Raw genomic sequence first — 23,679 nt, forward strand, 5'->3', positions numbered from 1 at the left:
GAGCCCGGGCCGGCTTATTTAAGCTTATGATTTTTTTTGATTTAGTGAGTGGCAAGAGTTCACGGACACCCCATCGTTTTTCGTTCGGCATGAAACAAGGAGGACTGCATTCGCCGGTCTGGCGCTATGAACTGTGTGCAAAACGATTGGCGTCTTCCGTGCGCCAATCGAGAATGACAGCCGTTCCGTTCACTGTGTTAATCGGATAGTATCGAACGGATACGTTGGTAGGATTGTTTGATTTCTTCGCCAATCAATTTGGCTTTGGTGAGCACTTCGTCCGAGGATTGCAATGTATCGTCGCTAAGTTCGGCGCAATTTTGCAAGATGGCATCCCATTTGGGCTCCAAAGCCTCGAATTCGTCTTTGACTTCCATGGAAGCCAAATGCAGTTTTACTAAGATTTCGTCCCGCTCCGTTTTCAAGTTTTCGACCAGCGCGGCAAAGTCAGCATTGAATTCCATGAGTTTCTCCTGGTGAGATTGAGTGTGATAGAGCGAAGCGAGCGTTTGTAATTCGCGGATCGGAATAGGGCTTAGTGTCCGAAGGTTCCGGTCGGATTCGGCCATGCTTTTGCCGATCGAAAACTTGCCGCTCGCGGCAGTGTCCGCCATGTTCATTCTAGTCTAAAGTTCCGAGTCGGCCCACGCCTTTACAATCTGCTTTTGCGTCTTTAAATAGCGGCTGAAAATCGGCTCGGATTTCGAAATTTGCGGCGAACAAGATCCGAGCACATCGATTTCCATTCAGCCGTGCCTGTCGGCCTTCAGCGAGTATTGCCCTTGGTTGGGGCATTGCGGGCATCGAAACGAAACACGTCGCCGGCGTGGTTGGTATCGTTGGCCACCAGCGTGCTCACTTCCGATTCGAATGCTACGAAGCGGCCGTTGCCGTTGACGGCCGGCTTGGTGAATTTATCGGCTACTCGCTCGCTGAGCGAGCCGTCGAAGAGGCGGGTAACCGCGCCGGATTTGAGATTTTTGACGAAAATATCCGCTGAACTGTTGCTATCGCCGGCGGCCAGATTGCTGGCGTAGGAATAAAACGCGACGTAGCGGCCGTTCGCGCTGATGGCCGGATTGAAACTAAACGCGTCGGCGAGTTCGCCTTGGGCGTTGGTCGATAAATTGGCTAAGGCGCCGGTTTTTAAGTCTTTGATGTATATATCGCTTCTGAAGTTGCCGCCGTTTGCGATCAGGTTGTTGGCCGTCGAATAAAACACCAGATAACGGCCGTTGCCGCTAATTACAGGAGCTAGACTGTAACCGCCGGCTTCTTCGCCTAATGCGTTGGTCGTTACTCGGAATAAAGCACCGGTGGCGACGTTTTTTACGAAGATGTCGCTTGCGGAGTTACTATCGCCCGTCACTAAATTATCGGCCAACGAAGCGAAAGCGACTAAGCGGCCGCTCGAGTTAATGGACGGGCTTAAGCTGTGGCGATTACCCAACAGTCCGTCGGCGTTGCAGGAAACGCAGGCCAGCTTGTCGGTTTTAAGGTCTTTGACAAAAACGTCGCGAGCGGCGTTAGTGTCGTCGGCGACCAAATGGCCGGCGTCCGAGGCGAAGGCAACGAACCGTCCGTTGGCGCTGATTGTGGCCGAATCGCTGGCGCCGTCGGCTTGGATGCCGCGCGAGTCGGTGGAAACGCGGATTGTCGCTCCGGTTTGGAGATCTTTTCGAAACACGTCGACGGCGTCGTTGTTGTCGCCTATGACCAGATTGGTGGCTGCGGAGCTGAAAACCACATAGCGACCGTTGGCGCTCAGTGCCGGGCCGAAACTTGCGCCGTTGGCTTGTGTTCCGCTGGAGTGGGTGGAAATCCTGACGACCTTATCGGTATTCAGGTTTTTGACGAAAATATCCGTCACGCCGTTGGTGTCTGCCGCTACCCAATTGTCGGCGTTCGATTCGAATGCCACCAGGCTGCCCGTAGCATTGATGGACGGATTGGAACTGCCGGCATTGCCTTGTACGATTTGGTTGCTGCGGGCGATGCGGACGAGATCGGCGTAACAAGTTTCGCCGGTCGCTAGTGCCAGCAGCAGTATAAGCCGAGCCAAGGAACAGGCCGTTGACAGGCTCAGGCCCGGTAAGAGTCGAAAAGTTGTATTCGCCATAAACTGATGTGCCGCGTATATGCCTATTCATCTCGCTCCATGCTTACGTACTCATAAGCCCTGGAATTGTGAGGGCTTGAATAGACGTACCGGAATGTTGGAGCACCGATGCGGACTGTAATGGCGTAGCGTTGCGGCGAACAAGCGGCTAACGACGACTTCGTTAGCGGTTCAGCATTTTTATTTATAAGGCAACAGGCGACCCGTTAGCGTGTTGGTGAAAAGCGCCTACAGAATCGGTTGCGACCTTGCAGGGCAAACGACGCAACCGACTATGCGGATCAGGCTAGACCGAGCCTTCCGGCGTTTTGAAGTTGGCGAAAGCCCCGATCAAACCGATGACGAAAAACGCCGTGCCGACCAGAGTGAACCGCAGGTTGGACACTTCCAGGCTCAAATCGTCGGTGGCGTACAGCATGATGACGACGGCGACTGAGCCCCAAGCGAGAAAGCGCAATGTGCCGAAAGTCACGAGGTGCAGCGGCGTCTGCTTGTCTTTAATCGGTGTGTCCATGCGGTAGGCGACCGAACCGCACACGATAGCCGGTAAGATGCCCCAACGCATGTGCTGCAGAAAGCTTTCGAAAAACTCTATGTTCTCGCGGTGGTAAAAGGTGATTTCCAACACCAGTACGGCTACCGAGGTGCTGACCAAAAAGCCCAGCAGCATCATGGCCATGTAAAAGCCGTAATTGCGTTCCGAATGTTCTTGTTCCAAGGTCAAGGCCCTGGCAACGAATACCAGGGTAATCGGCAATACGTACATGGGTATTGCATAAGCAATCCAGCGCAATGTGGTGTAACTGAAATGTTTTAACGGTTTGTCGGGAAACAGCCATTCGTTGTGCAAGGAAACCGCGACTTCCCGGCCCAGCATGACGCCGACCGTGGTGAGGGCAGTGAAGATCAACACGTATTTAAAGGTATTTTGCAAGCGCACTTCGTTGACCTTGCCGCCCAGTTGCTTGACCGTTTCCCACATTTCCGTTTCGTTGGCACTGCCGAACACCACCAGACAGGCTAACAAGCGGCACAACAAGCCGGTCAGCTCGTCCAATTCTTTAATCAGCTTGACCGTTTTGGTGTAATGCGGCTCGGCGTCTTTCCACACCGCCACTTTTTCCGACATCGTGTTGTAAGAAATGCAAATTTCCCCCCATTTCAAAGAAGGTTCGTTGAAGAACCGGCGGTAAGAGGATTGGTCGGCATAATGCTGAATCTGATCGAATAACAAGCAGTTATGCGCCCATTTGTACTCGACCGTCGCGTTGGATTTGTCGAAGTCGCCGGGGTCTATGCTTTGCACCAACAACCGGTCGGAGATTTGGGTTTTGATGTAGTCGTCTATTGCAGACAGCCGCGAGGTCATCAGCGCGTTGTACACTTTTGCGGCCTTGGTCGGAATCGCAAAGGCGTCGTGCACGCTGTCCCTGAGTATCAGCAAAGGATTGAAGCGGTTTTCCCAAGCGACCAGAAACAAAAACAATCCGGCCAGAATTAACGGTATCAACGTACTGCCGTCCAGGCCGTTGAGTAAATTCAGCCACTCTCCGGCCCGGAGCGTGCGGACGATGACGGTGAACAAGGGTTGTAAAGACAGCCATTGCCAGGTCAGCAACCAATACAAACAGGCGATTAATGCGCAATACAGCAGCAGACCCGACCAGTAAGTGGCGCTGCGGCTGAAATATTGCGGAAGTGTCGGCGCATCGCCTAATTGTATGCGGCGTTTCTGAAACGATTGATAGGCAAAATACAGGGCAATGCCTGTGCCTAAACCTTGGGCGGTGAGATAGGTGAGTAGTTCTGGCGTCATCGTGAGTCGGTATGGAAGTGAGACCTCAGTGGTTACGGATAGCTCGGCATTGTTGGGTTGGATGGAGACGCATCGTGTTGTCCAGGCACAAGCCCTTCATGTCGCATCGGGCGACACCGAACCTGTTCGTCGAACGGGCTGGGCGCATACGATTCGCATGGCTGGAGTCGATGCTGTCGCGGTAGTTTGGCCGAAAAAAGCATGCGTTGCCGAATTATATGATTGCCGTCGCAGTCTGTTGCGATTTATTTCTCGCGTCCTAACGTGTTCCGTCGAAATTTTACCTGTCTTAACCCGGTGGTCCCACCAATGAACGGTTTTGCGAATCATGCAAAGATCGCATGGTGCAGGCACCTAGTTATGTTTCGGTTTCTACCGGCCTGATGAAGGTGGCTTGCATGTTTTCGGCGGGCGGCTTGACCGAGTTTTGAATCTCGCCCGGCGAGCCGGCGGCTAAGATGGCGCCGCCTGAGTCATTGCTCACAAACGCCCTTCGCTCAGGCTTATATCTGGAGTGGAAAATACTCGGCATTCGGACAACAACCTAACGGCCATGAAACTGTTGCATCTCCCAGACACATGAAACGCATTACGTAGAAGCGGCGCTAGCCGCGATCGATGGCGCGCCTACAGCGGATTTTCGGAACAACATTCAATGGCTTTTAGTAGGGTCCACCCCATTGACTGGTGTTTCGGTTGCACCTAGGCAAATACCCTTCCGGGTAGCTTGCGAGCTAACTACCCCAGAGCATCGATATGCAGATCGCGACATGTTGCCTTTGTTATTCCTGAATCCGTGACTTCAAATATTGCAATTAGCGGCAATGCCGCGCATCGAATTAGCGCTGAGTTTATTCATGATCGTGGCCTGGCGAATCGGGTTTCTGATGCGCTTGGGCCGGAGTTGTCCGGATATGGATTGCGAGCTCGTATTTGCTCGGGAAGAATGGCAAGCCGCTTGGCTCGTAGCCCGCAAGCCCTTGCCTTCGGTACCCCCAAACTGAATGAGGTCATCCGGGTGATTGCCAGCTTTGGTGGCTTTTTAGGCCGCAAAGGCGACGGTGAACCCGGCGTGAAAAGTTCCTGGCAAGGGCTTCAGCGCGTCATGGACTTCGCTATGGGCATTCGCGCGGCAAGGGAGGCGCCGAGTTGCGTATAACGAGATGGCGCTAGGGTGCAAGGTTGCGAGAGCACGAACGCTAACGCGATAAGGTGCGCCAAATAGGATGTGTCGACGTTAGGAGGCGCATCTGCCGAGTCCCAAATAAAACATGACAGAATATCGTCAATTTTACATATCGAAAGCCATTTGGTTTTTCACCGTCAATCTTGCCGAACGCAAAAACAATCATCTGTTGATTGACAAGATTGATGAATTACGAAATGCCTTTCGATATGTAAAACAACGAAAACCTTTTCATATTGATGCCATCGTTATATTGCCGGATCATTTGCATTGTATTTGGACATTGCCACCTGACGATGAAAATTTATCCGTAACATGGAATATGTTGAAAGGACGATTTTCCAGGTCAATTGACCAAGGAGAAAGAATTTTGAAAAGCCGTCAAAAACGTCGTGAAAGAGGTGTATGGCAACGGCAATTATGGACACATTTAATCGAAGATCAAGATAATTACAATCGCCATGTCGATTATATTCATTGGAATCCAGTAAAACACGGTCATGTTAAAAGTGTAATCGTTGGCCTTATTCAAGTTTTCAGCATTATGTAAAGCAGGGTGTTTATGAAGCGAATTGGGGAAATATTGAAAATCAGTATATTAACGACATTGAGTAACTCGACAGATGCGCCTCCTTGCATCGGCACCTATCAGCGACCTTATCACGATGGCGGCTTGAGCATAAGCGAAATGCGCAAGGCGTCACACATAAAACTCAGTCGGATAGTACGAAAGGGTGTGGTAATGAGTTAGTCTGTTAGAAAGAATTGACTAACGTTGCTCACCGACGGCGATGAGTAACTAAAACCTGGATAGCAGCTGACAAAGTAATTCACTCTGGCTGGACGGCGGTTGCGACACGTTTTTCGCCGACGATACGGTTTCTTATCTCGATAGTGTGAATGACAAGAGTGTCGCCTCTGGTAAGACGATAAATAATATTTCTCTGGAGACCATTCCGCATGAAATACACAAATGCGTTAATGCAAGATCTGGTCCCGTTATTTGCGTAATGATGAAAGTCTGTTCGAGTATGTTGCTTTTGAACAGGATGTAGTTATTTATTTTTGAATAAAAATATTGAACATCTTAATATTTGGATAAATGATGGTGGCTGCACGGATTCGATCAATAACAAAGGTGCAGCAAAAATATTTTACGAATTTATAAATAAAATTGCAGAATTAGGAGAACAAATTCATGGCAAGTAGCAGAAAATCATTTGAGTTAGATCAGTTAGCAGAAGCCAGTTGCGCTAATATTGAAGTTGGAGAGGATATTATATTTTAATTGGAGGCGGTGGAAAATCGCTACTTTCTATATCTCACGCTGAAGAACTAGATTCTCACTGGGAAGTCGTTACGCAACAACAAGACACTTTCAGCAGTTTTCCACCGCGTTATTCCAACGAAAAGACGACGACCCCATCAGCGGCTTTCATGCCGGCGAATATGTCTACGCCATTCGCAGCAAAAGCCAGAATATAGGTATTTAACAATGGAATTAATCGCGATTCTATTTTTTCTCGGGATTTATTTATTAATTTCAATAGGCATCGTTAAAGCCGTAATGGCATGGGCGGCACAGCATCAACGTCGGGTTTGGCTATGGAGCGGATTCGCTACTTTTATAATGTACAACCTGGTTTTTTGGGATTTAATTCCCACAAAGATTGCTTATAAATATTATTGCGACACCCAGGCGGGTTATACAGTTTTCAAATCGCCTACGCAGTGGTTTCAAGAAAATTCTAATTTACCGGCAGCGAGCTTGAAATCATCCAGAAAAAAAAATGGGATTGGCTGGTCTTACGAAAATAGAATTTTAGCCAAAAAACCTTGGAAAAAAGTAAGCCAAATTAATGAATTCATATATGAAGATATTGAATTCATGCAGCATATATGCTGCTTTTTGCCAATTAACAAAAGATCTTATTATGTAGCCGATGCGCGTAATGACGAGAAACTGTTCGAATACGTTACATTCTGGACAGGCTATGACAATTTAGAGCTTGGTAACCTTAAAAATTATTGGATGATTAACGGTGGATGTATGGAGTCTGTTAATAACGAAGACATGGTAAGTTTTAAGTTTTATGAGTTTATTAATGAAATTGTGAAATTAGGAGAAAATAATCATGACAAACAGTAGCAAATTATTTGAGTTGGCTCAGTTAGCAGAAGCAAGTTATGCAAACTTTAAAGTTGACGGGAAACCCACTGAAGATCTCTTAACCGGGGATGATGGAAAGCCGCTACTTTCTATATCTCAAGCTGAAGAACTAGATTCTCATTGGAGAGTCGTTACTCAACAACAAGACACCGCCAGCGGCTTTTCCGCCACATTATTCCAACGAAATGATGACGATCAAATTAGTGGCTATCACGCCGGCGATTATGTCTATGCCATTCGCGGCACCATGGGATTTTTCGACGATTTAGCGGGCGCCGACGGTGGTGACATCGTTATCGACGGTTTAGCTCTCGACCAGATCGTCGATCTCTATAACGACTGGCAGCGCATCAATGCCGGTCAAGGTCATACCTATCAAGCGGCCAAATTGGCTACGTTAACCACCGAAACCGCGTTGCGGCTGACCATGATGGGCTCTCCCGCCTTGGTTGCTTACGATGCCTTGATGGCATCAAAAGGCTACATCATCGATTCGCCGAGTGGCAATGTGCGAAAAGTCGAATTCGACGCATCCGATCTTGTTTTCGGCAGCAATGATCCGCGTGCGAAAGGCGATGTCAATCTGAATGGCGCGTTAGTCGATGTCGCAGGCCATAGCTTGGGCGGCCATTTGGCGGCGGCATTTACCCGTTTGTTCGGCGGTAACGCGGAAGCGTTAACCGTCAATGGCGCCGGTTACGCAACGGGCTTCTTGCCCGGCTTGGGCCTGCACGCTGGAAGCAATATCGCCAACTTATTCGAAAAGTTAAATGGTTCGGCTCAGTTTGATCCTAACGCGATTAATAACCTCTATGCCGACGCGAATCCCGAGTTCATCACCATGGATAGCGAATTGGGTTTGGTTCAGCAAGGACATACTGACGGCGTATTTGTGGAGCAAAGCCAACCCTGGCAACAGACTTTTGGCCATGGTTCAGGCCAAATGACCGATAGCCTAGCCGTTTACGATTTATTCATCCGCCTGGATAGCGGTTTGCAAGTTGGCACGCCCGGGCCGGTGCTAGAGAAACTAAAGCCGTTGTTCGAAGCCGCCAGCAACCAAGTCTCGTCCAGCCTGGAGAATCTGGTCAACGCCTTGGCGGATTTGTTCGATACCGGGGTAAAAATCGCCGACGATGCGATCGATAACCGGGAAGCCCTGTACCAAGCCGTTAACGCCATCAAAGACAACGGGGCTTATCAGTCCGCCAACGGTTTAACCGATGTGGTGTTGATTAACGACGCAGGAACGTCGCAATGCGTGGAGAAAGCCAAGCAAACGGATAGCGAAGGGATAGCCTATCGTTATGCGTTGATGCACTTGAACCCATTTGTTGTCGTCGATGCCGATTACAGCAATCACAATCTCCAAGGCGAGCTTGACCTTTACGACGTAAATTCTGGTCACGGCCAATTAACCGAACAATGGCTCAACGACCGCGCCCAACTGTTAAGCCATTTGTTGCAACGCAACCTAGACGATACTCTGGTCGCTAATTCTCTCGCTGCCGATCAAATTTTCGAAGACTATGCTTTGCCGGGTGTTTTGGAAGGCACGCATTTGATACTGACCGGCCCCGAAACGTTGGGAGACGACAGTCGCAAAATTGTTTTCGGCGACGATCAAGCAAACCAACTCCAAGGCGGCAACAAAAGCGACCATCTATACGGCGGAGGAAGCGACGACCTATTTGCCGGCGGCAAAGGCAACGACTACCTGGAAGGCGGTGCCGGCAGCGACATTTACGCATTTGTTGTCGGTGACGGCATGGACACCATTTGGGACATTGACGGAATAGGTAAAATTACCTTGGCAGGCATTCAAGCGCAAGGAAAAACCGGGGTGAATACCGAGCAGTGGATACATTCAGGAAACACTTGGCAAGATCGCCAACACCAAATCAACTATGCGGTGGTTACGCAAACGGATGGTAGTCAGGACTTATTGATTGCCACAAGAGACAATACGGTTATCGTCAAAAATTGGATTAACGGTAAGTTGGGAATCACCTTGGGCGAAGCCAATGGGCCTGGCAATGCGGAGATAATTTATTTCGGCGACCAGCACGCCCCTATCAGCGGGGAGATCTACGATTGGTCGCGCACGCTTTGGGCGGCCGACGGTACGCTGATCGGTGGCGTTGCCGAAGACGGTTTCAACGACGTGATCTATGCGACGGGCGCCGATGAATCGCTGTACGGTCTGGGCGGCAACGATGCGCTGGATGGCGGAGCGGGTAACGATAGGTTAGAGGGCGGGGCCGGTAACGATTTGATTGCTGGCGGTGCGGGTTCCGACATTATCTATGGCGGGGCGGGCCACGACGAGATCTTGAGTGCGACCGGCTTGAGCGTGCCGCAACGAGTGGGTCCGGGCGATTATTGGCAACTGCCGGCCGGTAAAACGCTTTGGATCAAGGGCAACAACTGGGGAGTCACTACGGATACGGATAATACGCGCCACAGCATTTATGGCGGCGGATCCTTGGTGCAAGACAGCGCTCCCGACATCGTGTTTGCCGGCGAGGGCGACGACCGCGTTACCGGTGGGTCAGGCGACGACTACATCGATGGCGGACTAGGCAACGATGGGCTGACCGGTCATGGCGGAAACGATATTCTCACCAGCGGTGACGGTGACGATATTCTACAAGGCGACGGCAATTCAAACCCCGACACCTATCAGTACGTTGAAGGTGTCGATCACGGCAACGATTTTCTGGACGGCGGTGTCGGTGCAGACACGCTGTTCGGTGGGGGCAAGAACGATCTGTTAATAGGAGGCCTCGGAAACGATTTTTTGTGGGGAGACGATCAAGCCGAGACCGAACTGGCCGGCGTTTATCATGGCAATGATTATCTACAGGGGGACGGCGGCAACGATCAACTGGTTGGCGGCGGCAAAGACGATATTCTGATGGGCGGTAGCGGCGACGATCTGCTTTGGGGCGATGCCCGGCTCGAAACCGAATTGGCCCTGCAATACCATGGGAATGATTATTTGGACGGCGGCGACGGCAACGATCAGCTGGTAGGTGGTGGCGGTAACGACACGCTGTCAGGGGACGCCGGAGCGGACGTACTCGTGGGCGAATCCGGAGACGATAGACTGGAGGGCGGGGCGGATAATGACGAAATCAGTGGCGGCGACGGCGTAGATTACTTGACAGGCGGCGACGGCGACGACGTTCTCGACGGCGGCGAAGGCGATGATACGTTGTTGGGCGGTGCCGGTGCCGATATTCTGCAAGGCGGTGCAGGCGACGATATTTATCTGGAATTGACTGTTGAAGACATCGTCAGCGACATAGACGGCCATAACGTTATTTACCTTGGCCAAGCCGGTGGGTTGGCGGCTAGCGGCGCATTATCCACAGGCGATCAGTATGGGGGTAAGTTGAAACTGAGCCTGGACAATGGGGAAAAGCTCAATCTCGATAATGCGTTGTTCGGTATGAACGCGATGTTGGTATTTGCCGGCGGAGATCAAATGGATTTGGAAACTTTGGTGGGTAATCAGCTAACCACTTCGGTAATGCTGCAGTTGGGCTCCTTGGGAGGCCGTCTTTACGGCGGTGCAGCCGGCGATACGTTGCTCGGCAGCGGCGTAACCGACGTGCTGAATGGTCACAAAGGCGATGACATCATGAAAGCCGGATATGGTGACGATGTTTACGAATATGCGCGCGGTGACGGTAAAGATACCATCGTAGAAACGGGCGGCGCGGATGATTTACTACGCTTTTCAGCGGAAATCAAGCCGCAGGATTTGAAATTGGTGCGTTGGTGGTCCAGCGACGGCGAAGATAGCCTTAGGATTGAGTTTCCGTTGTTGTCCGGGCAAAGTTGGCCGGACTATGTACATATCCAAAACTATTTTCAGTTGGCAAATGATACCAACCGAGTGGAACGCATTGAATTTGCCGACGGCACTAGCTGGAGTTATGAAGATATTCAACGCAAATTGTTGAACCCTACCGAGGGAAACGACGCCAACGTGACAGCGTTGGAAGGATTTGCAGAAAACGACGTGATCGACGGTTTGGGCGGAAACGACGATATCAATGGTAAAGGCGGCGACGATATTCTGTTTGGCAGTGCCGGCGATGACAATATCCAAGGAGGTCTTGGCGATGATCAATTGTTCGGAGGGGATGGCAATGACAAGCTTTACGGTTACGGAATCTGGAGTAACGACACTTCTGTCGTAGGGCTCGAGGTTGGGAACGATAGTTTGGATGGTGGGGCGGGCGATGATGTGTTGTATGGGGGAAGAGGAAACGATATTTATCGATTCGGGCGTGGAGATGGTTACGATCAGATACTCGAAACACCGAATGCCAACGGTATCAGCACCGATATTCTAAGATTCAAAGCCGGCGTACTGCCGGAGCATGTCACATTTCATCGTATTTACGACAATACCGGCTTGGGTGACGATTTACTGATAGCGATTGACGGAAGCAATACGCAAATTCTATTGGACCAATATTTTTCCACGGGTGATTACTCGGTCGAACGATTCGAATTCGACAACGGCAATGGGCCGGTTTGGTTTGCCGCCGATGTGGGCGGCCGTGTTGAAATTGGTACGCAAAATAATGTGATTGGTACGGCTGCTGACGATACCTTTGTTGTTGATCATGAATCCGACGTGATAACCGAGGCGGTTAATTCGGGTGTGGACACGGTTCTGGCATCGAGATCGTTCAAGCTGTCCGCCAATATCGAGAATCTGACGCTGACCGGATATTTGAATATAAATGCCGAAGGCAATGCATTGGATAATATTCTGATAGGTAACGCCGGCGATAACATAATAAAAGGCGGTAACGGATTTGATATTGCCTACGGCGGTTTAGGCAACGACCAGTATTATAGTATTGAACAAGTGGTGGAATATGCCGACGAAGGAATCGATACGTGGGTCAGCGCAAACGGTGGAATATTGCCTGACAACGTGGAAAATCTTTTTATGCATGGTGCCTCCGGTTATGGTTCCGGTACCGCGATTGGCAACGAATTGGATAATATTCTGACTAGCCCAGGTAACGGCTCGGGGAACAATATACTGGATGGACGCGGCGGGGCGGACACCATGATAGTCAAGGGTCAGGATAACGTCATTGTTTATATTGACAACGCTGGAGACAAAGTTATTGCCGAAAAGAAAGGTCCTTACGAAATACGTAGTTATATCGATTATATACTGTCGGAACCGGCACGATATTCTTCGGATAATAGTTACATCCAAAATAGTGTAGCCAATCGATTGATCTTGCTCGGAGATCAATCGATCAGCGGTACCGGGAATGTTTTGAATAACTTTCTGGATGGCACTCAGAATTCGGCTGCAAACAGTCTGAAAGGAGGAATCGGTGACGATACTTATTATGTATCCGAAAATGACAGCGTGATAGAATTAACTGATGAAGGTATAGATGTTATTCGATTTAATGGCGCTACAAGTAAAGAGTATACATTACCAACGAACGTCGAAAATTTAATATCTGTCGGATTAGGGATGAATTTAAATGGCAATGAACTCAGCAACACCTTGTCCGGTGATGGCTCTGATAACATTCTGGATGGCGGATTAGCGGCTGACTTATTGATAGGCGGCTATGGCAACGACATTTACCTGGTAGATAATATCGGCGATGTCGTTCAAGAGGCGGTTAATGCCGGTACCGATACGGTGAAGTCCGTTATCGGCTATACCTTGGGGGCCAATATCGAAAACCTGATATTGGTAGGCACTTCGGCGATAGACGCTACGGGAAATTATCTTAATAACGTTTTAACGGGCAATGCCTCGAATAATATTTTATTCGGTGGGACCGGAAACGATAGATATCGTTTCGGCAAGGGCTCTGGCCAGGATGTCGTTAATGCTTACGACATCACTCCCGGCAAGTTTGATTCGATTCAATTTGATTCTGAGGTATTGTCATCCGAAGTTAGGCTAAATCGCTTGGATAACGATTTGGTGCTTAGCATCGAAGGTACTGCAGATTCCCTTACGATTTTGCATTATTTCGATAATGAGGGGGTTAGTGCGTACTCGGTTGGGCAAATCAATTTTGATGACGCCGCATGGAGTGTGGCAAAAGTAATGGCGATGCTTAATAACAATGCGCCAATTCTGTCGTTTCCTATACCGGATATGGAGGCCGCCCAAGGCGAACAATTTAACTATTGGGTACCTTGGCATACTTTTACAGACACGGATTTCGAGGACTCTCTAACTTACAGCGCTTGTTTGTCGGATGGCAGCGCTTTACCGTCGTGGCTTAATTTTGATGCCGCGACGCGTAGCTTTAGCGGTGTGCCGACTGATCAAGCGAGCATCAGCGTGCGGATTACCGCAACAGATAGCGGTAATCTCACTGCCTCCGATGTTTTCGACATTGTAGTCATTGGGCAGGATTTGATAGTCAACGGCACATCGGCGGCGGATAACTTAAATGGCAACTCCGGCAACGATATTCTTTACGGGTTTGGCGGAAACGATGTGCTTAACGGTAAAGCCGGCGATGATTTGATAGACGGCGGTACTGGCAACGACGCGATGTGGGGCGGGATAGGTGATGATACTTTCATTGTAGATAGCGTAGCTGATGTCGTTACCGAAAATTTTAACGAAGGCATTGATCTCGTTGAAAGTAGCGTGACTTATACCTTGGCTGCCAATATCGAGGATCTTAAGTTGGTCGGGTTGATCGCCATCAATGGTATCGGAAACGGCCTGGACAATGTTTTGATTGGGAATGATGCGGTTAATACATTGACGGGTGCTGCTGGCAATGATTTCATGGACGGTGGCGCCGGTGCCGATAGAATGCGTGGAGGCAGCGGGAATGACCGTTATATCGTTAACACATCTACGGATGCCGTCATTGAAAGCCTTAACGAAGGCATCGATACCATCGAATCCGGCGTAACGTTTACCTTGGCTGCTAACGTCGAGAATCTGATTCTCACCGGCTCTTCCGCAATTAACGGCACCGGCAATGCGCTTGACAATACGCTGATCGGCAACGGCGCCGACAATACGCTTTCCGGCGCCGCCGGTACGGATGTTATGAACGGTGGCGTAGGCAATGACACTTATATTGTCGATAATTTACTGGATATAGTCACCGAAAACCTCAACGAAGGAACCGATCTGGTCAAGTCTAGTGTGACATATACGTTAGCGGTCAATATCGAGAACCTTACTTTGACCGGCACCGCCGCGCTCAACGCTACGGGTAATGAATTGGACAATGCTATAACAGGCAATAGCGCTGTTAATACGCTGATAGGTGGGGATGGTGACGACAGGCTTGACGGAAAAGCCGGGGCGGATAGCATGCAGGGAGGTACCGGCAACGACACATATGTCGTTGATGTGGCAGGCGACATTGTTACTGAAGGAACCAATGAAGGTATCGATACGGTAATAACCAGTCTGACTTACGCGTTAGGCATTAATATCGAAAATTTAATTATTACCGGCTCGTCTGCGAGAAATGCTACCGGGAACAGCCTTGATAACAGTTTAGTCGGCAATGGTGCGGCCAATACGCTAAACGGGGGTGCAGGTAACGACTTGTTGACCGGAGGGACGGGAGCCGATAGTTTTGTATTTAATACGGCGTTAAACGGTGACTTGAATGTGGATACTCTTCTGGATTTTAGTGCGGTAGATGACACGATTAAGCTAGAAAACGCCATTTTTACTTGCTTTACCGCAACAGGCGTATTGTCGGCTGATCGTTTTGTATCCGCTCCGGGGGCGCAGGCTTTGGATGGCAACGATTACCTCGTTTACGACAGCAATGACGGCCGTTTGTATTACGATCCGGACGGTAGTGGTGCTGAAGCGAGGATGGCGTTTGCTATCTTGACCGGCACTCCGGAAGTTACCGCCGCGGATATTTGGATTGTTTAAGCCCGTAGAGCGGGTATTGGCATATTTATGCGGATCGAACGACTTGCTATTCTTACGGATCACCAACACCAGTTCGTCGGTGCCGACATCCACGCCGGCCAACAGGCGGTGGATAGATTCAGCGGCGGCATTGATTGGGAGGTTCGTCATAATCGTTTTTTAATTCAGTTGCACTATTTACCGATTCCCGACCGCACCTACCTTCCTTGTGCATGCAGGCTCTAAGCCTCGGATACTCCACGATATGGGTGAATAGGGCGGGGGCTAATCTACGGAACAGGCTCTGGTTGATTTCCAGTCCTCAAGGCGGAAGGTCCTCCCAATAAACGATGACAGCGTAATCAGTTTTTCTGGGCTCGCAGTTGTTAAAATTCATCATACAAGGCGGATGCCCGACAAGGTGATCCGCCAAATGTTGGCTTCAACACTTTGATATAGCGGAACGTCTGACGACTTCCACCCGAATAGACGAAACCATAAACTGTCATGGTTTTTGGGAATTAACCCGTAAGAACGCAATGCGGCCAATCGCCTAGCGGCATCCGCAAGCTTATAAATTAACTTCACGGCTCAACGCCTCGCCAATCCATTGATTCAAGCTTTGGTCATTGGCGGCGGCAGTGACGATGCGGGCATGCAAATCGGCCGGAATGCGCAGGTTGATTTTACCGGAAAACGATTCGACCGGTTTTTTACCGGCGTCGCGACAAGCATCTCATAAACATCCCCGGCGAAATTCCGGCCTGACGGCTAGCGTGAGCACGCTTCAGTGTCGATACAGGATAAAATCGGTCATTTCGAGCGGAACGGGTATCAGTTCCGTCCTGAACGTAGCATCAATTTAACTATTGATTCGGCCCTGTAAAGGTTTAATAACCGCGCCGTGAGCCTGACGAACGGTCCGAACATGTAAGGGCCGGGTGCAGCAGCAAGTGATTGCGGGAGCGGCGCAACTGCCGCTCCCGGTGGCTGCCTTCATGTGCTGGGCGGTTGCCGTAGTGTCGTTACCGCTGGATAAGCGTCAATCCATCAACAAGCAAAGAGTCAATGAATAGAATCAAAGCAAAATCCCCGCGTGCCGAACGTGCCCATACTATGGTTTGCGGTTTGCAACAGCGTTTCGTGAGGCGTTTGGATGAAATCGCCATTCGTTTTGGCGCCGGCCAGCCCTTTGTACCCACCGAATGGTTGCGGGATGGGGGTATGCACGGCGGCGGCGTGCGCTATATGGCAACGGACGAGGCGGTATTCAACCGGGCTTCGGTCAATACCTCTCAGGTGCAATACGACGACGATGCCGGTAAAAAATTGGCGTCCGCTTCGGCGATTTCCAGCATCATCCATCCGCGCAATCCGCTGGCGCCGTCGGTGCATATTCATGTCAGCTGGACGGAAATGAAGGACGGCGGCGGTTACTGGCGGGTGATGGCCGACCTGAATCCGTCGCACGAGGACGTAGCGGACAAAGAACGGTTTGCCGCTTGTCTCAGACTGGCAGCGCCGGCACAGTATCAGGCCGCGGCAACCCAGGGCGATCGCTACTTCTACATACCGGTGTTGGGGCGGCATAGGGGCGTCACGCATTTTTATCTGGAAAACTACGCCAGCGGCGATTTCGATAGCGATTTGCAGATGGCCGAGAGGGTAGGGGCAGCCGCGATAGATACCTACTGCGAGATACTGGCCGCGGCGCTCGAAACGCGCATCGCGCCGAGCGAGGAAAACCGTAGGCGGCAGCTCGAATATCACACCCTGTATTTTTTCCAGGTGTTGACGCTGGATCGGGGCACCACGTCGGGTTTGCTGGTACACAATCAAAACGACGTGGGCATTTTGGCGTCGCTACCGTCCCATATCGACCGCCGTTTGCTGGCATCCTGGCTGGACAAAATGCCGCCGCCCCAAGACCGGTTGCTGCATAACCTGCTGGCTTGCCTGCCCGAATCGGTTGTCTGTCCGATTGAAGACGACAGCAAACAGGCGTTGGCGAATTGCCTAAGAGCGCATTATTCGTCCCATCCGGAGGCAATCGACATGCAAGCCAGCGGCAATGTCATCCCGCCGACGGTGAGCAATCATCGTTGAGCAAAAACAAGGCAGTGTTTTGTTCGAGCCGGCGCGGCGGGTTGTCTAAGCCCGCCGGGTTTTATTCGCCAGGTTGGCGTTGAGAATTGGCCGGTTTTGGCTATGCTGTTAGCACTGCAATTATTCAGCGAGAGCGTTGATGGAAGCGACAACGACAGGCGGGAGCCAAGCGAATCGTAGAGACGCCAGGCGCATTTATGAAAGGATCAATCTGTTTTATCGCAGGCTCCCCGTAGCGCCCGCTGCCGATGCTTACCGCCCGCGTACGGCCGCGGACGAAATGAGCTTGTCGTTGTCGGAATCGACCGAAAACGATACCTTACAAGCCAACATCAGCGCCGGCGGCATTGCCTTTACTTGCCGGGAAGAGCTATTGCCCGGCGACTATTTGCAGTTGCGCATTCTGTTGCTGGCCAGCCTGACCACGATTTCCACCCACGCCAAAGTGGTTTATTGCAAACCCAGCAATCCTTACGAAAACGATCGCTTTCCGTTTACCGTGGGCGCCCGATTCGTCAATCTCACGGACGCGGATAGGGCGTTGATAAGCCGGTACATCGACAGCCGAAATCGCCAGCGTTGGCTGTTAACGGCGCTTGCAGGCGGTTTGTTGCTTTGGATGTTGTTAGCGCCCGAGTTGGCCTGGCATCTATTGGTCGGTTTAATTCACCATTTGTTTGAAATTATCCTGCATGTGCTGCATCTGGCCTTCGAATATGCGGAAGTCGGCTTGGATCATCTGGTCGAACACGCTTTTCACACCGATACCCACCAGACACAGGTGATCGTTTTCTACATTTTGGTAGTTATCATCGGCGGCCTGGTGTTTCTAATCCTGCGGCGAGTTCCCGCTTGGTTTCGGACCTGTCTATCCTGGCTGATGCTGTTCGCCTCGCGTAAAAAATCCAGTATCCTGTATTTTTGGCAGCAACAAAGCGTTGCCGGCAAATATAAATTGATCGGTATTACCGGCGCGACGCTACTGGCTTACTTCTATTTGGCGTTTTAGCGCTGCCGGTTTTTTATCAATTTCCCTGGGCGGGTTTGAACCTTTATGCCGCAAGGCGGAAATAAGTAAGCGAGTTGGCTCGTCAGGCCAACGCTAAAACCCGGATTGGCGCGGCGTTAACGAATGGACCGGCAATATCCCGGCCCAAACTTGCGGGTGGGTCGGCTTACTTCTATGATGGGTAGCCGGCCGATTGCCGGCGGGTTTCAAACACACCGGTTTGTGTTTTGCGGGCCGGCTGTCGGGCTGAAGAAAACGTCCGGCTATCCGGTAGGGAGGGTATAAAACTTGAGTCCGCTCGAAGAACAACGCGGCCTAACATTGATAGCAGCGGTGGCGGCCAAAGACCGCAAGGCGTTCGAAGAGTTTTATTTTCTGTTTGCCAATCCGGTAGGCGGATATTTGCTGAAAATGCTCGGTCGCCACGATTGGGTGGACGAAGCGGTGAACGACGTCATGCTGACGGTTTGGCAATCGGCGGAGCGCTTCGACGCCGAACGGGCAAAAATCACCACCTGGCTGTTCGGCATTGCGCACAATAAAGGCTTGAAGATTTTGGAGCGTAACGGTCGGCATTTCCAACGCGAGGTGGCCGAGCTCGACGTGGAAGCGTTTGCCGACGAGGAAACTAACGAGGGTTTGCCGGCCGCCGCCAGTCATGCCACCCCGGAGCGGGAGTTGGCCGGCCGGCAAATGGGCGAGGCCTTAGCCTGGGCGCTGTCGGTCTTATCCGCGGAACACCGCTGCGCGATAGAACTCTGTTTTAAAAGCGGTTTGTCGTATCAGGATATCGCCGCTGTGATGAATTGCCCCGAAAACACCGTGAAAACCCGGATGTTTCATGCCCGCAAGCGGTTGGCGGAATTGCTCGAAAGTCGGGGCTACAACCTTTCCGAGCTCACAGGAGGTTAACATGGTCGATCGTCTCGGAACCGATAACAATGAACATGGCGAAATCGCCGAGCTGTTGCCCTGGTTGGTGAGCGGGGGATTGCAGCGGGCCGAAATCGCCAGGGCCGAACGCCATCTGCAACACTGCCCGGCCTGCCAAGTGCAATTGCAATTTTTGCGTAGCCTGGAGGAGACGGTCAATCGGGAAGCCGGTCAGGGGTGGCAGGCGTCGGCCGGCCACTTTGCCGGCATCCTGGCCGAAGTCGAACGGCTGGAAGCGGCCGCCCAAACCGTCCCGCTACGGGCTACGGTAAAACCCGGCCTGTTGCGCAACCTGAAACGTTGGCTGCAGCAAACGCCAAGCCCTGTATGCTGGGCCATGGCCGCGCAAAGCGTTGCGTTGCTGGCCCTGTTGGCGCTGTGGCTGGGGCCGCAGCCGGCTGTCGATCCAAGCGCTTACCAAACCTTGTCCGATCCTAAACCGAGTGCAGCGGCCGGGACCAAGACCATCCGGGTCTTGTTCGCCGCCGACGGCATAGATACGGTCGAGCTGATCGGCTTGTTGCGTTCGGCGCAAGCTCAAATTATCGAAGGTCCCAGCGACTTGGGTTTTTTCACCTTGAGTGTACCGGCCGGGCAAGCGGACGCGGTATTGGCGAGCTTTCAAGGCAATCCGCATATCCGCATCGCGCAAACGGCCGATTGAGTCGGTAGATGAACACACTGCGGATTTTGACAATCGCTTGGCGTATCGGTTTAATCGCCAGCCTGAGCGCTTGCTCGTTTCGTTTGCCGGTTGCGCTGCAAACGCCTAAACAGCTGTCGCAACATCAAATTTTGGTGACCTTGCCGGAGCGGGACCAGCGTTATTGGCCGCAAATAGCCAAGGCGATTGCCGAGGACTATCAGCTGGAAATGGCCGGCGAGTTTCCGCTGGCGTCCATAGGTTTGGATTGTTTGGTGTTTAAGGTGCCCAACTACTGGTCCATGCCCGCTTTGCTGAAATCCCTGCAGGAGGATGAACGGGTGGTTTTGGCCCAGCAAAACCAAGTGTTCGACAGTCAGCAAAGCGATTTTGCGCAGGCGTTTACCGACTTGAGTTACGCACCGGCGTTGATGCACGCGGATCGCGCCCATAAGCTGGCCACCGGTAAGGGCGTTAAAATCGCCGTGATCGATACCGGTGCCGATTACCGGCATCCGGAGCTCAGCACGACCATCGCCGAAAAGCTGAATTTTGTCGACGGCGGCGACAAAAGTTTCGGCCGCGACAAACACGGTACCGCGGTGTCCGGCGTGATAGGGGCCAGCGCCGGCAACGGCATCGGTATAGACGGTATCGCTCCCGATGCGGAAATTATCGTACTGAAAAGCTGTTGGTATGACGAATCGGGCAGCGCAGGCGCCAAGTGCAGTAGTTGGTCCTTAGCCAAAGCATTGGACGCCGCCATCGCTCAAGGTGTGCAGATTGCCAATCTCAGCTTGGCCGGACCTTACGATCCGCTGTTGGAGAAGCTGTTGCAGGAAGCGAACCGGCGCTCTATCAACCTGGTCGCCGCCACGCTGGAAAAGTCGCCGCAGCCCGGTTTTCCAGCGCAATTGGATTTCGTCGTTCCGGTGATTTCCGCCAAACGGGACGGCACAGTCAGCCGCCCCGGCTGGTTGCCGCAAGTGCCGGCGGCGGTTGCCGCCCCCGGAGTGGAAATCGTCACCACCGCGCCGGGTTCCGGTTACGACGTAGTTTCCGGGTCGTCGCTGGCCGCCGCCCACGTGACCGGAGTCATCGCCTTGCTGTTGGAGAGAGACCGGGCCTTGCTGCCGGCAACCATACAGCGGATTTTGGCGGCAGCATCCCACCAAGCGGGCCAACCGCAATCTATCGACGCCTGCCGAGTGTTGGAAGCGCTGGACGCTAACGGCGGCGGCTGAATCAATCCATTAGTGCGCCACCTCGGTTGCGCGGTACGGCCGGCCGGATGGCCGATAGCTAAACTAATCGGAATAATTTTTAAAAAAATCTGAACCTTTCTCGCCGTCGTCGGAAATAAAGGGCAGGATGCGATACGGCATCCTGATTGAAACCAACTTTTCGTTTCACGTCGGAGAATTATTATGAAAGCTAGTAAAACTTATCTGTTGCCCGCCACTATTTTGGGATTGCTAGGCTTAACAGCCTGGATGCCGGCGCAAGCCGGCGGTTACGACGAACAGCAAATCCGCTTTCCGTTAACCCGGCAGCCTTTATTGAACGAAGGCTGTTTGCCGAAAGCCAGCGGTACGGTCAAGGTTCGTTCCATCGGTAACGCGGAAATCATGGATGTCAGAGTCGCAGGCTTAAGCCCCAACACCGAATACGATTTGTTTATCATCCAAGTACCGAATCCGCCGTTCGGCATGTCTTGGTATCAAGGCGATCTGCAGACCAAACGCAACGGCGTCGGCCACGCGCGCTTCATCGGCCGCTTCAATAAGGAAACGTTTATCGTAGCCCCGGGTTCTACGGTTGCGCCGCAAATACACGATAGCGACGCCGACGAAAACCCGCAAACCGGGCCCATCCATACCTATCATGTCGGCATTTGGTTCAATTCGCCGGAAGATGCGGTCAAAGCCGGCTGTCAGGGCATTACCACGCCGTTCAACGGCGAGCATAACGCTGGCATTCAAGTGTTAAATACGGCGACTTTTCCGGACGAGGAAGGTCCTTTGCTGGAATTGGAACCTTAGCCGGTTATCCTTTCGAGCGCGGGCGGCGGCGCTGGTGCGCTGCCGCCCTCATCAGCCGGCGTTCTAATACAAAGTGGGGCTCAGCCGCCGCTCAAGGCTTGAAATAAATAGACGGTTGCGCCGTCGGCTACCCGGTCGGATAGCGTGGTTCTATCGATGACGATCCGGTTGTCTATGCTGAGATAAACGTGGCGGCGTAGCGCGCCGCGTTCGTCTAAAACGTAGTCGGTAAAGCCCGGCGCGATGGCGTCGACCGCACGCAACACCTCGGCAACCGAACCGGCGGCTACCTCGATAGGACGGTCTTTCAGCGCCGGAAAAAACCGGTAGAGATGCGAAGTCAGTCTGACCGTCGCCATGCCGCTCAGCCGAAGCGAACCGAATAGACCGGCGGAAAATGGTTGCCTAGGCATTGCCAGGATTCGCCGCGGTCCTCCGACAAATAAACGTTACCGGTGGTACTGCCGAAACACAGGCAATCGCCGTTGATATCCAGGCCGTGCCGCAATACGATGTCGTAAGCATGTTGTTGCGGTAAGCCTTTGCGCAGGGTTTGCCAGCTTTGTCCGCCGTCCGAGGTGCGTGCCAGGTATAGTCCGCCGTCTATGGCCATACGTTCGGAGTCCGCCCGAGCCGGCACCACCCAGGCGGTTTGGCCGTCGCGCGCGTCCACGGCGATCGGAAAGCCGAAATGTACCCCGCTATCGCTTGCGCTGACTTTTCTCCAGCTGCGGGCACCGTCGTTGCTGTAAAACACCCCGCAGTGATTTTGTTGCCAAAGATGATCGGGTTGGGCCGGGCAATGCGTCACGAAATGCGGGTCGTGGCCCCATTCCGCTTCCGGATCGGGTAGGTAGTCCATGCGCATGCCGCGGTTGCGGCCACCCCAGGTGAGTCCGCCATCCGTGCTTTCCAGCACGCCGGCCGAGGATACCGCAACGTAGAGATGCTTAGAATCGTTCGGGTCGACCACGATGGAATGAATGCCGGGCTCGAATACCCCGTAATCGATGCTGGCCGGGGTACCGCCCCAGCAGTTCGGGCTGGTGGCCCCGCCCGAAAACAGGTCGCCGCCGCGGGTTTCGTGATTCCACAGCGGCCGGTTGAGTTCCCAGCTATCGCCGCCGTCATCGCTGACAAACAAGCCGCCGGGGATGGTGCCGGCATACAGACGGCCGGGCTGATCGCGATTGCCGAAGGCCAGACTCCAAATTTTGTAGACGGTGGCGTCTTGGTATTCGGGATCGCCCTGCGGTGCGGCGGGATCGAAATCCGGCGTAGGCAGATAGTTGACGATGTAACGCGCGCCTTGCGGATATTTTAAGCTCAGCACGTCTTCCCAGCTCGCACCGCCGTCGCGCGAGCGCGATAACTTGGGCCCCCAATGGCCGTGATCCAACGAGGCCCATAAGGTGCCGTCGCGCGGGTCGCGGGCCGCGTAGCATACCGGAATGCCGGCATGTTGTATCGGGCGGACGCGCCAGGCCGAATCGGCGCGGTCGATCAGTACCGTACCCTTGCGGGTACCGAGAATGATAAGGTCGGACATGGGGGATGCCTCTTGTGGCTGGATGAGCCAAACGGGTTAGAAATTGAAACTAGCGTGCAAGCAAAGTTGCCTGGATGCGTTCGGCCATTCTAATCAGATACTTGGGGAAAGATCAATCAGCTTTGAATCGGCTGTGCCTTTAGAAAAGCGGCCGGCCGATTTGTTTGCTCGATGGTAAGGTCAAATTCACA

At 52.3% G+C, this 23,679-nt stretch carries 16 protein-coding genes and 2 pseudogenes; 11 read left to right on the plus strand and 7 right to left on the minus strand.

All coding sequences use genetic code 11. From position 1 onward, the window contains the following. Positions 1–197: 197 nt before the first annotated feature. The 4 genes from AB0A83_RS07180 to AB0A83_RS07195 form a co-directional block, all read right to left on the minus strand. Positions 198–464 carry a hypothetical protein gene (locus AB0A83_RS07180; protein ID WP_367155877.1) on the minus strand — a complete coding sequence of 89 codons (267 nt, stop codon included), beginning with the start codon at positions 462–464 and terminating at the stop codon, positions 198–200. 302 nt (positions 465–766) lie between these two features. After that, a complete protein-coding gene (locus AB0A83_RS07185) occupies positions 767–2,062 on the minus strand; it encodes a TolB family protein (protein WP_367155878.1) in 1,296 nt (431 codons plus the stop codon). 343 nt (positions 2,063–2,405) lie between these two features. Beyond that, complete coding sequence (locus tag AB0A83_RS07190; protein ID WP_367155879.1) at positions 2,406–3,935, minus strand: hypothetical protein; 1,530 nt, start codon at positions 3,933–3,935, stop codon at positions 2,406–2,408. Between the two features lie 358 nt (positions 3,936–4,293). After that, entirely contained in the window at positions 4,294–4,419 is a 126-nt protein-coding gene (locus tag AB0A83_RS07195) for a hypothetical protein (RefSeq protein WP_367155880.1), read from the minus strand. A 430-nt stretch (positions 4,420–4,849) separates the two neighbouring features. Here AB0A83_RS07195 and AB0A83_RS07200 point away from each other — a divergent pair. The 5 genes and pseudogenes from AB0A83_RS07200 (at position 4,850) to AB0A83_RS07220 (ending at position 15,452) form a co-directional block, all read left to right on the plus strand. After that, a pseudogene (locus AB0A83_RS07200) lies at positions 4,850–5,094 on the plus strand (IS4 family transposase). Between the two features lie 112 nt (positions 5,095–5,206). After that, positions 5,207–5,671 (plus strand): transposase, encoded by a 465-nt coding sequence (locus AB0A83_RS07205; RefSeq protein ID WP_367155881.1) that lies wholly within the window; start codon positions 5,207–5,209, stop codon positions 5,669–5,671. 945 nt (positions 5,672–6,616) lie between these two features. Continuing rightward, positions 6,617–7,270 (plus strand): hypothetical protein, encoded by a 654-nt coding sequence (locus AB0A83_RS07210; RefSeq protein WP_367155882.1) that lies wholly within the window; start codon positions 6,617–6,619, stop codon positions 7,268–7,270. After that, a complete protein-coding gene (locus AB0A83_RS07215; RefSeq protein ID WP_367155883.1) occupies positions 7,257–15,227 on the plus strand; it encodes a calcium-binding protein in 7,971 nt (2,656 codons plus the stop codon). The genes AB0A83_RS07210 and AB0A83_RS07215 overlap by 14 nt, the downstream gene beginning before the upstream one ends. A gap of 27 nt (positions 15,228–15,254) precedes the next feature. Further along, positions 15,255–15,452 (plus strand): hypothetical protein, encoded by a 198-nt coding sequence (locus AB0A83_RS07220; RefSeq protein WP_367155884.1) that lies wholly within the window; start codon positions 15,255–15,257, stop codon positions 15,450–15,452. A 325-nt stretch (positions 15,453–15,777) separates the two neighbouring features. Here AB0A83_RS07220 and AB0A83_RS07225 read toward each other — a convergent pair. After that, positions 15,778–15,927, minus strand: a pseudogene (locus AB0A83_RS07225) (toxin-antitoxin system HicB family antitoxin); the annotation flags it as partial. Positions 15,928–16,274: 347 nt separating this feature from the next. On the opposite strand from AB0A83_RS07225, the gene AB0A83_RS07230 reads away from it, so the two are divergent. The 6 genes from AB0A83_RS07230 to AB0A83_RS07255 all read left to right on the plus strand — a co-directional run bounded on the left by AB0A83_RS07230 (position 16,275) and on the right by AB0A83_RS07255 (position 21,939). After that, positions 16,275–17,312: a coproporphyrinogen III oxidase gene (locus AB0A83_RS07230; RefSeq protein WP_150047622.1), complete on the plus strand. Its 1,038-nt coding sequence runs from the start codon at positions 16,275–16,277 to the stop codon at positions 17,310–17,312. 139 nt (positions 17,313–17,451) lie between these two features. Further along, complete coding sequence (locus AB0A83_RS07235) at positions 17,452–18,321, plus strand: PilZ domain-containing protein (RefSeq protein WP_150047623.1); 870 nt, start codon at positions 17,452–17,454, stop codon at positions 18,319–18,321. 288 nt (positions 18,322–18,609) lie between these two features. Continuing rightward, complete coding sequence (locus AB0A83_RS07240) at positions 18,610–19,233, plus strand: sigma-70 family RNA polymerase sigma factor (RefSeq protein WP_150047624.1); 624 nt, start codon at positions 18,610–18,612, stop codon at positions 19,231–19,233. 1 nt (position 19,234) lies between these two features. After that, positions 19,235–19,918, plus strand: coding sequence for a zf-HC2 domain-containing protein (locus AB0A83_RS07245; RefSeq protein ID WP_190303271.1), 684 nt, complete (start codon positions 19,235–19,237; stop codon positions 19,916–19,918). 8 nt (positions 19,919–19,926) lie between these two features. After that, a complete protein-coding gene (locus AB0A83_RS07250; RefSeq protein ID WP_367155885.1) occupies positions 19,927–21,141 on the plus strand; it encodes a S8 family serine peptidase in 1,215 nt (404 codons plus the stop codon). A gap of 183 nt (positions 21,142–21,324) precedes the next feature. Further along, a complete protein-coding gene (locus AB0A83_RS07255; RefSeq protein ID WP_367155886.1) occupies positions 21,325–21,939 on the plus strand; it encodes a hypothetical protein in 615 nt (204 codons plus the stop codon). 80 nt (positions 21,940–22,019) lie between these two features. Here the strand turns inward: AB0A83_RS07255 and AB0A83_RS07260 are convergent, their stop codons facing one another. Next, the gene (locus tag AB0A83_RS07260) at positions 22,020–22,298 is read right to left on the minus strand and encodes a hypothetical protein (protein WP_367155887.1); all 279 of its coding nucleotides are present in this window, start codon (positions 22,296–22,298) and stop codon (positions 22,020–22,022) included. Between the two features lie 5 nt (positions 22,299–22,303). After that, positions 22,304–23,488: a sialidase family protein gene (locus AB0A83_RS07265; protein WP_150047629.1), complete on the minus strand. Its 1,185-nt coding sequence runs from the start codon at positions 23,486–23,488 to the stop codon at positions 22,304–22,306. Positions 23,489–23,679 lie beyond the last annotated feature (191 nt).

Origin of the sequence: Methylomonas sp. HYX-M1 (genome assembly GCF_040741385.1) — a bacterium.
Lineage (GTDB): Bacteria > Pseudomonadota > Gammaproteobacteria > Methylococcales > Methylomonadaceae > Methylomonas > Methylomonas rhizoryzae.

Coding starts and splice junctions, on each gene's coding strand:
- AB0A83_RS07180 (WP_367155877.1), bottom strand. CDS start 464: ATGGAATTCAATGCTGACTTTGCCGCGCTGGTCGAAAACTTGAAAACG.
- AB0A83_RS07190 (WP_367155879.1), bottom strand. CDS start 3,935: ATGACGCCAGAACTACTCACCTATCTCACCGCCCAAGGTTTAGGCACA.
- AB0A83_RS07205 (WP_367155881.1), top strand. CDS start 5,207: ATGACAGAATATCGTCAATTTTACATATCGAAAGCCATTTGGTTTTTC.
- AB0A83_RS07210 (WP_367155882.1), top strand. CDS start 6,617: ATGGAATTAATCGCGATTCTATTTTTTCTCGGGATTTATTTATTAATT.
- AB0A83_RS07215 (WP_367155883.1), top strand. CDS start 7,257: ATGACAAACAGTAGCAAATTATTTGAGTTGGCTCAGTTAGCAGAAGCA.
- AB0A83_RS07220 (WP_367155884.1), top strand. CDS start 15,255: ATGCGGATCGAACGACTTGCTATTCTTACGGATCACCAACACCAGTTC.
- AB0A83_RS07230 (WP_150047622.1), top strand. CDS start 16,275: ATGAATAGAATCAAAGCAAAATCCCCGCGTGCCGAACGTGCCCATACT.
- AB0A83_RS07235 (WP_150047623.1), top strand. CDS start 17,452: ATGGAAGCGACAACGACAGGCGGGAGCCAAGCGAATCGTAGAGACGCC.
- AB0A83_RS07245 (WP_190303271.1), top strand. CDS start 19,235: ATGGTCGATCGTCTCGGAACCGATAACAATGAACATGGCGAAATCGCC.
- AB0A83_RS07250 (WP_367155885.1), top strand. CDS start 19,927: ATGAACACACTGCGGATTTTGACAATCGCTTGGCGTATCGGTTTAATC.
- AB0A83_RS07255 (WP_367155886.1), top strand. CDS start 21,325: ATGAAAGCTAGTAAAACTTATCTGTTGCCCGCCACTATTTTGGGATTG.
- AB0A83_RS07260 (WP_367155887.1), bottom strand. CDS start 22,298: ATGGCGACGGTCAGACTGACTTCGCATCTCTACCGGTTTTTTCCGGCG.
- AB0A83_RS07265 (WP_150047629.1), bottom strand. CDS start 23,488: ATGTCCGACCTTATCATTCTCGGTACCCGCAAGGGTACGGTACTGATC.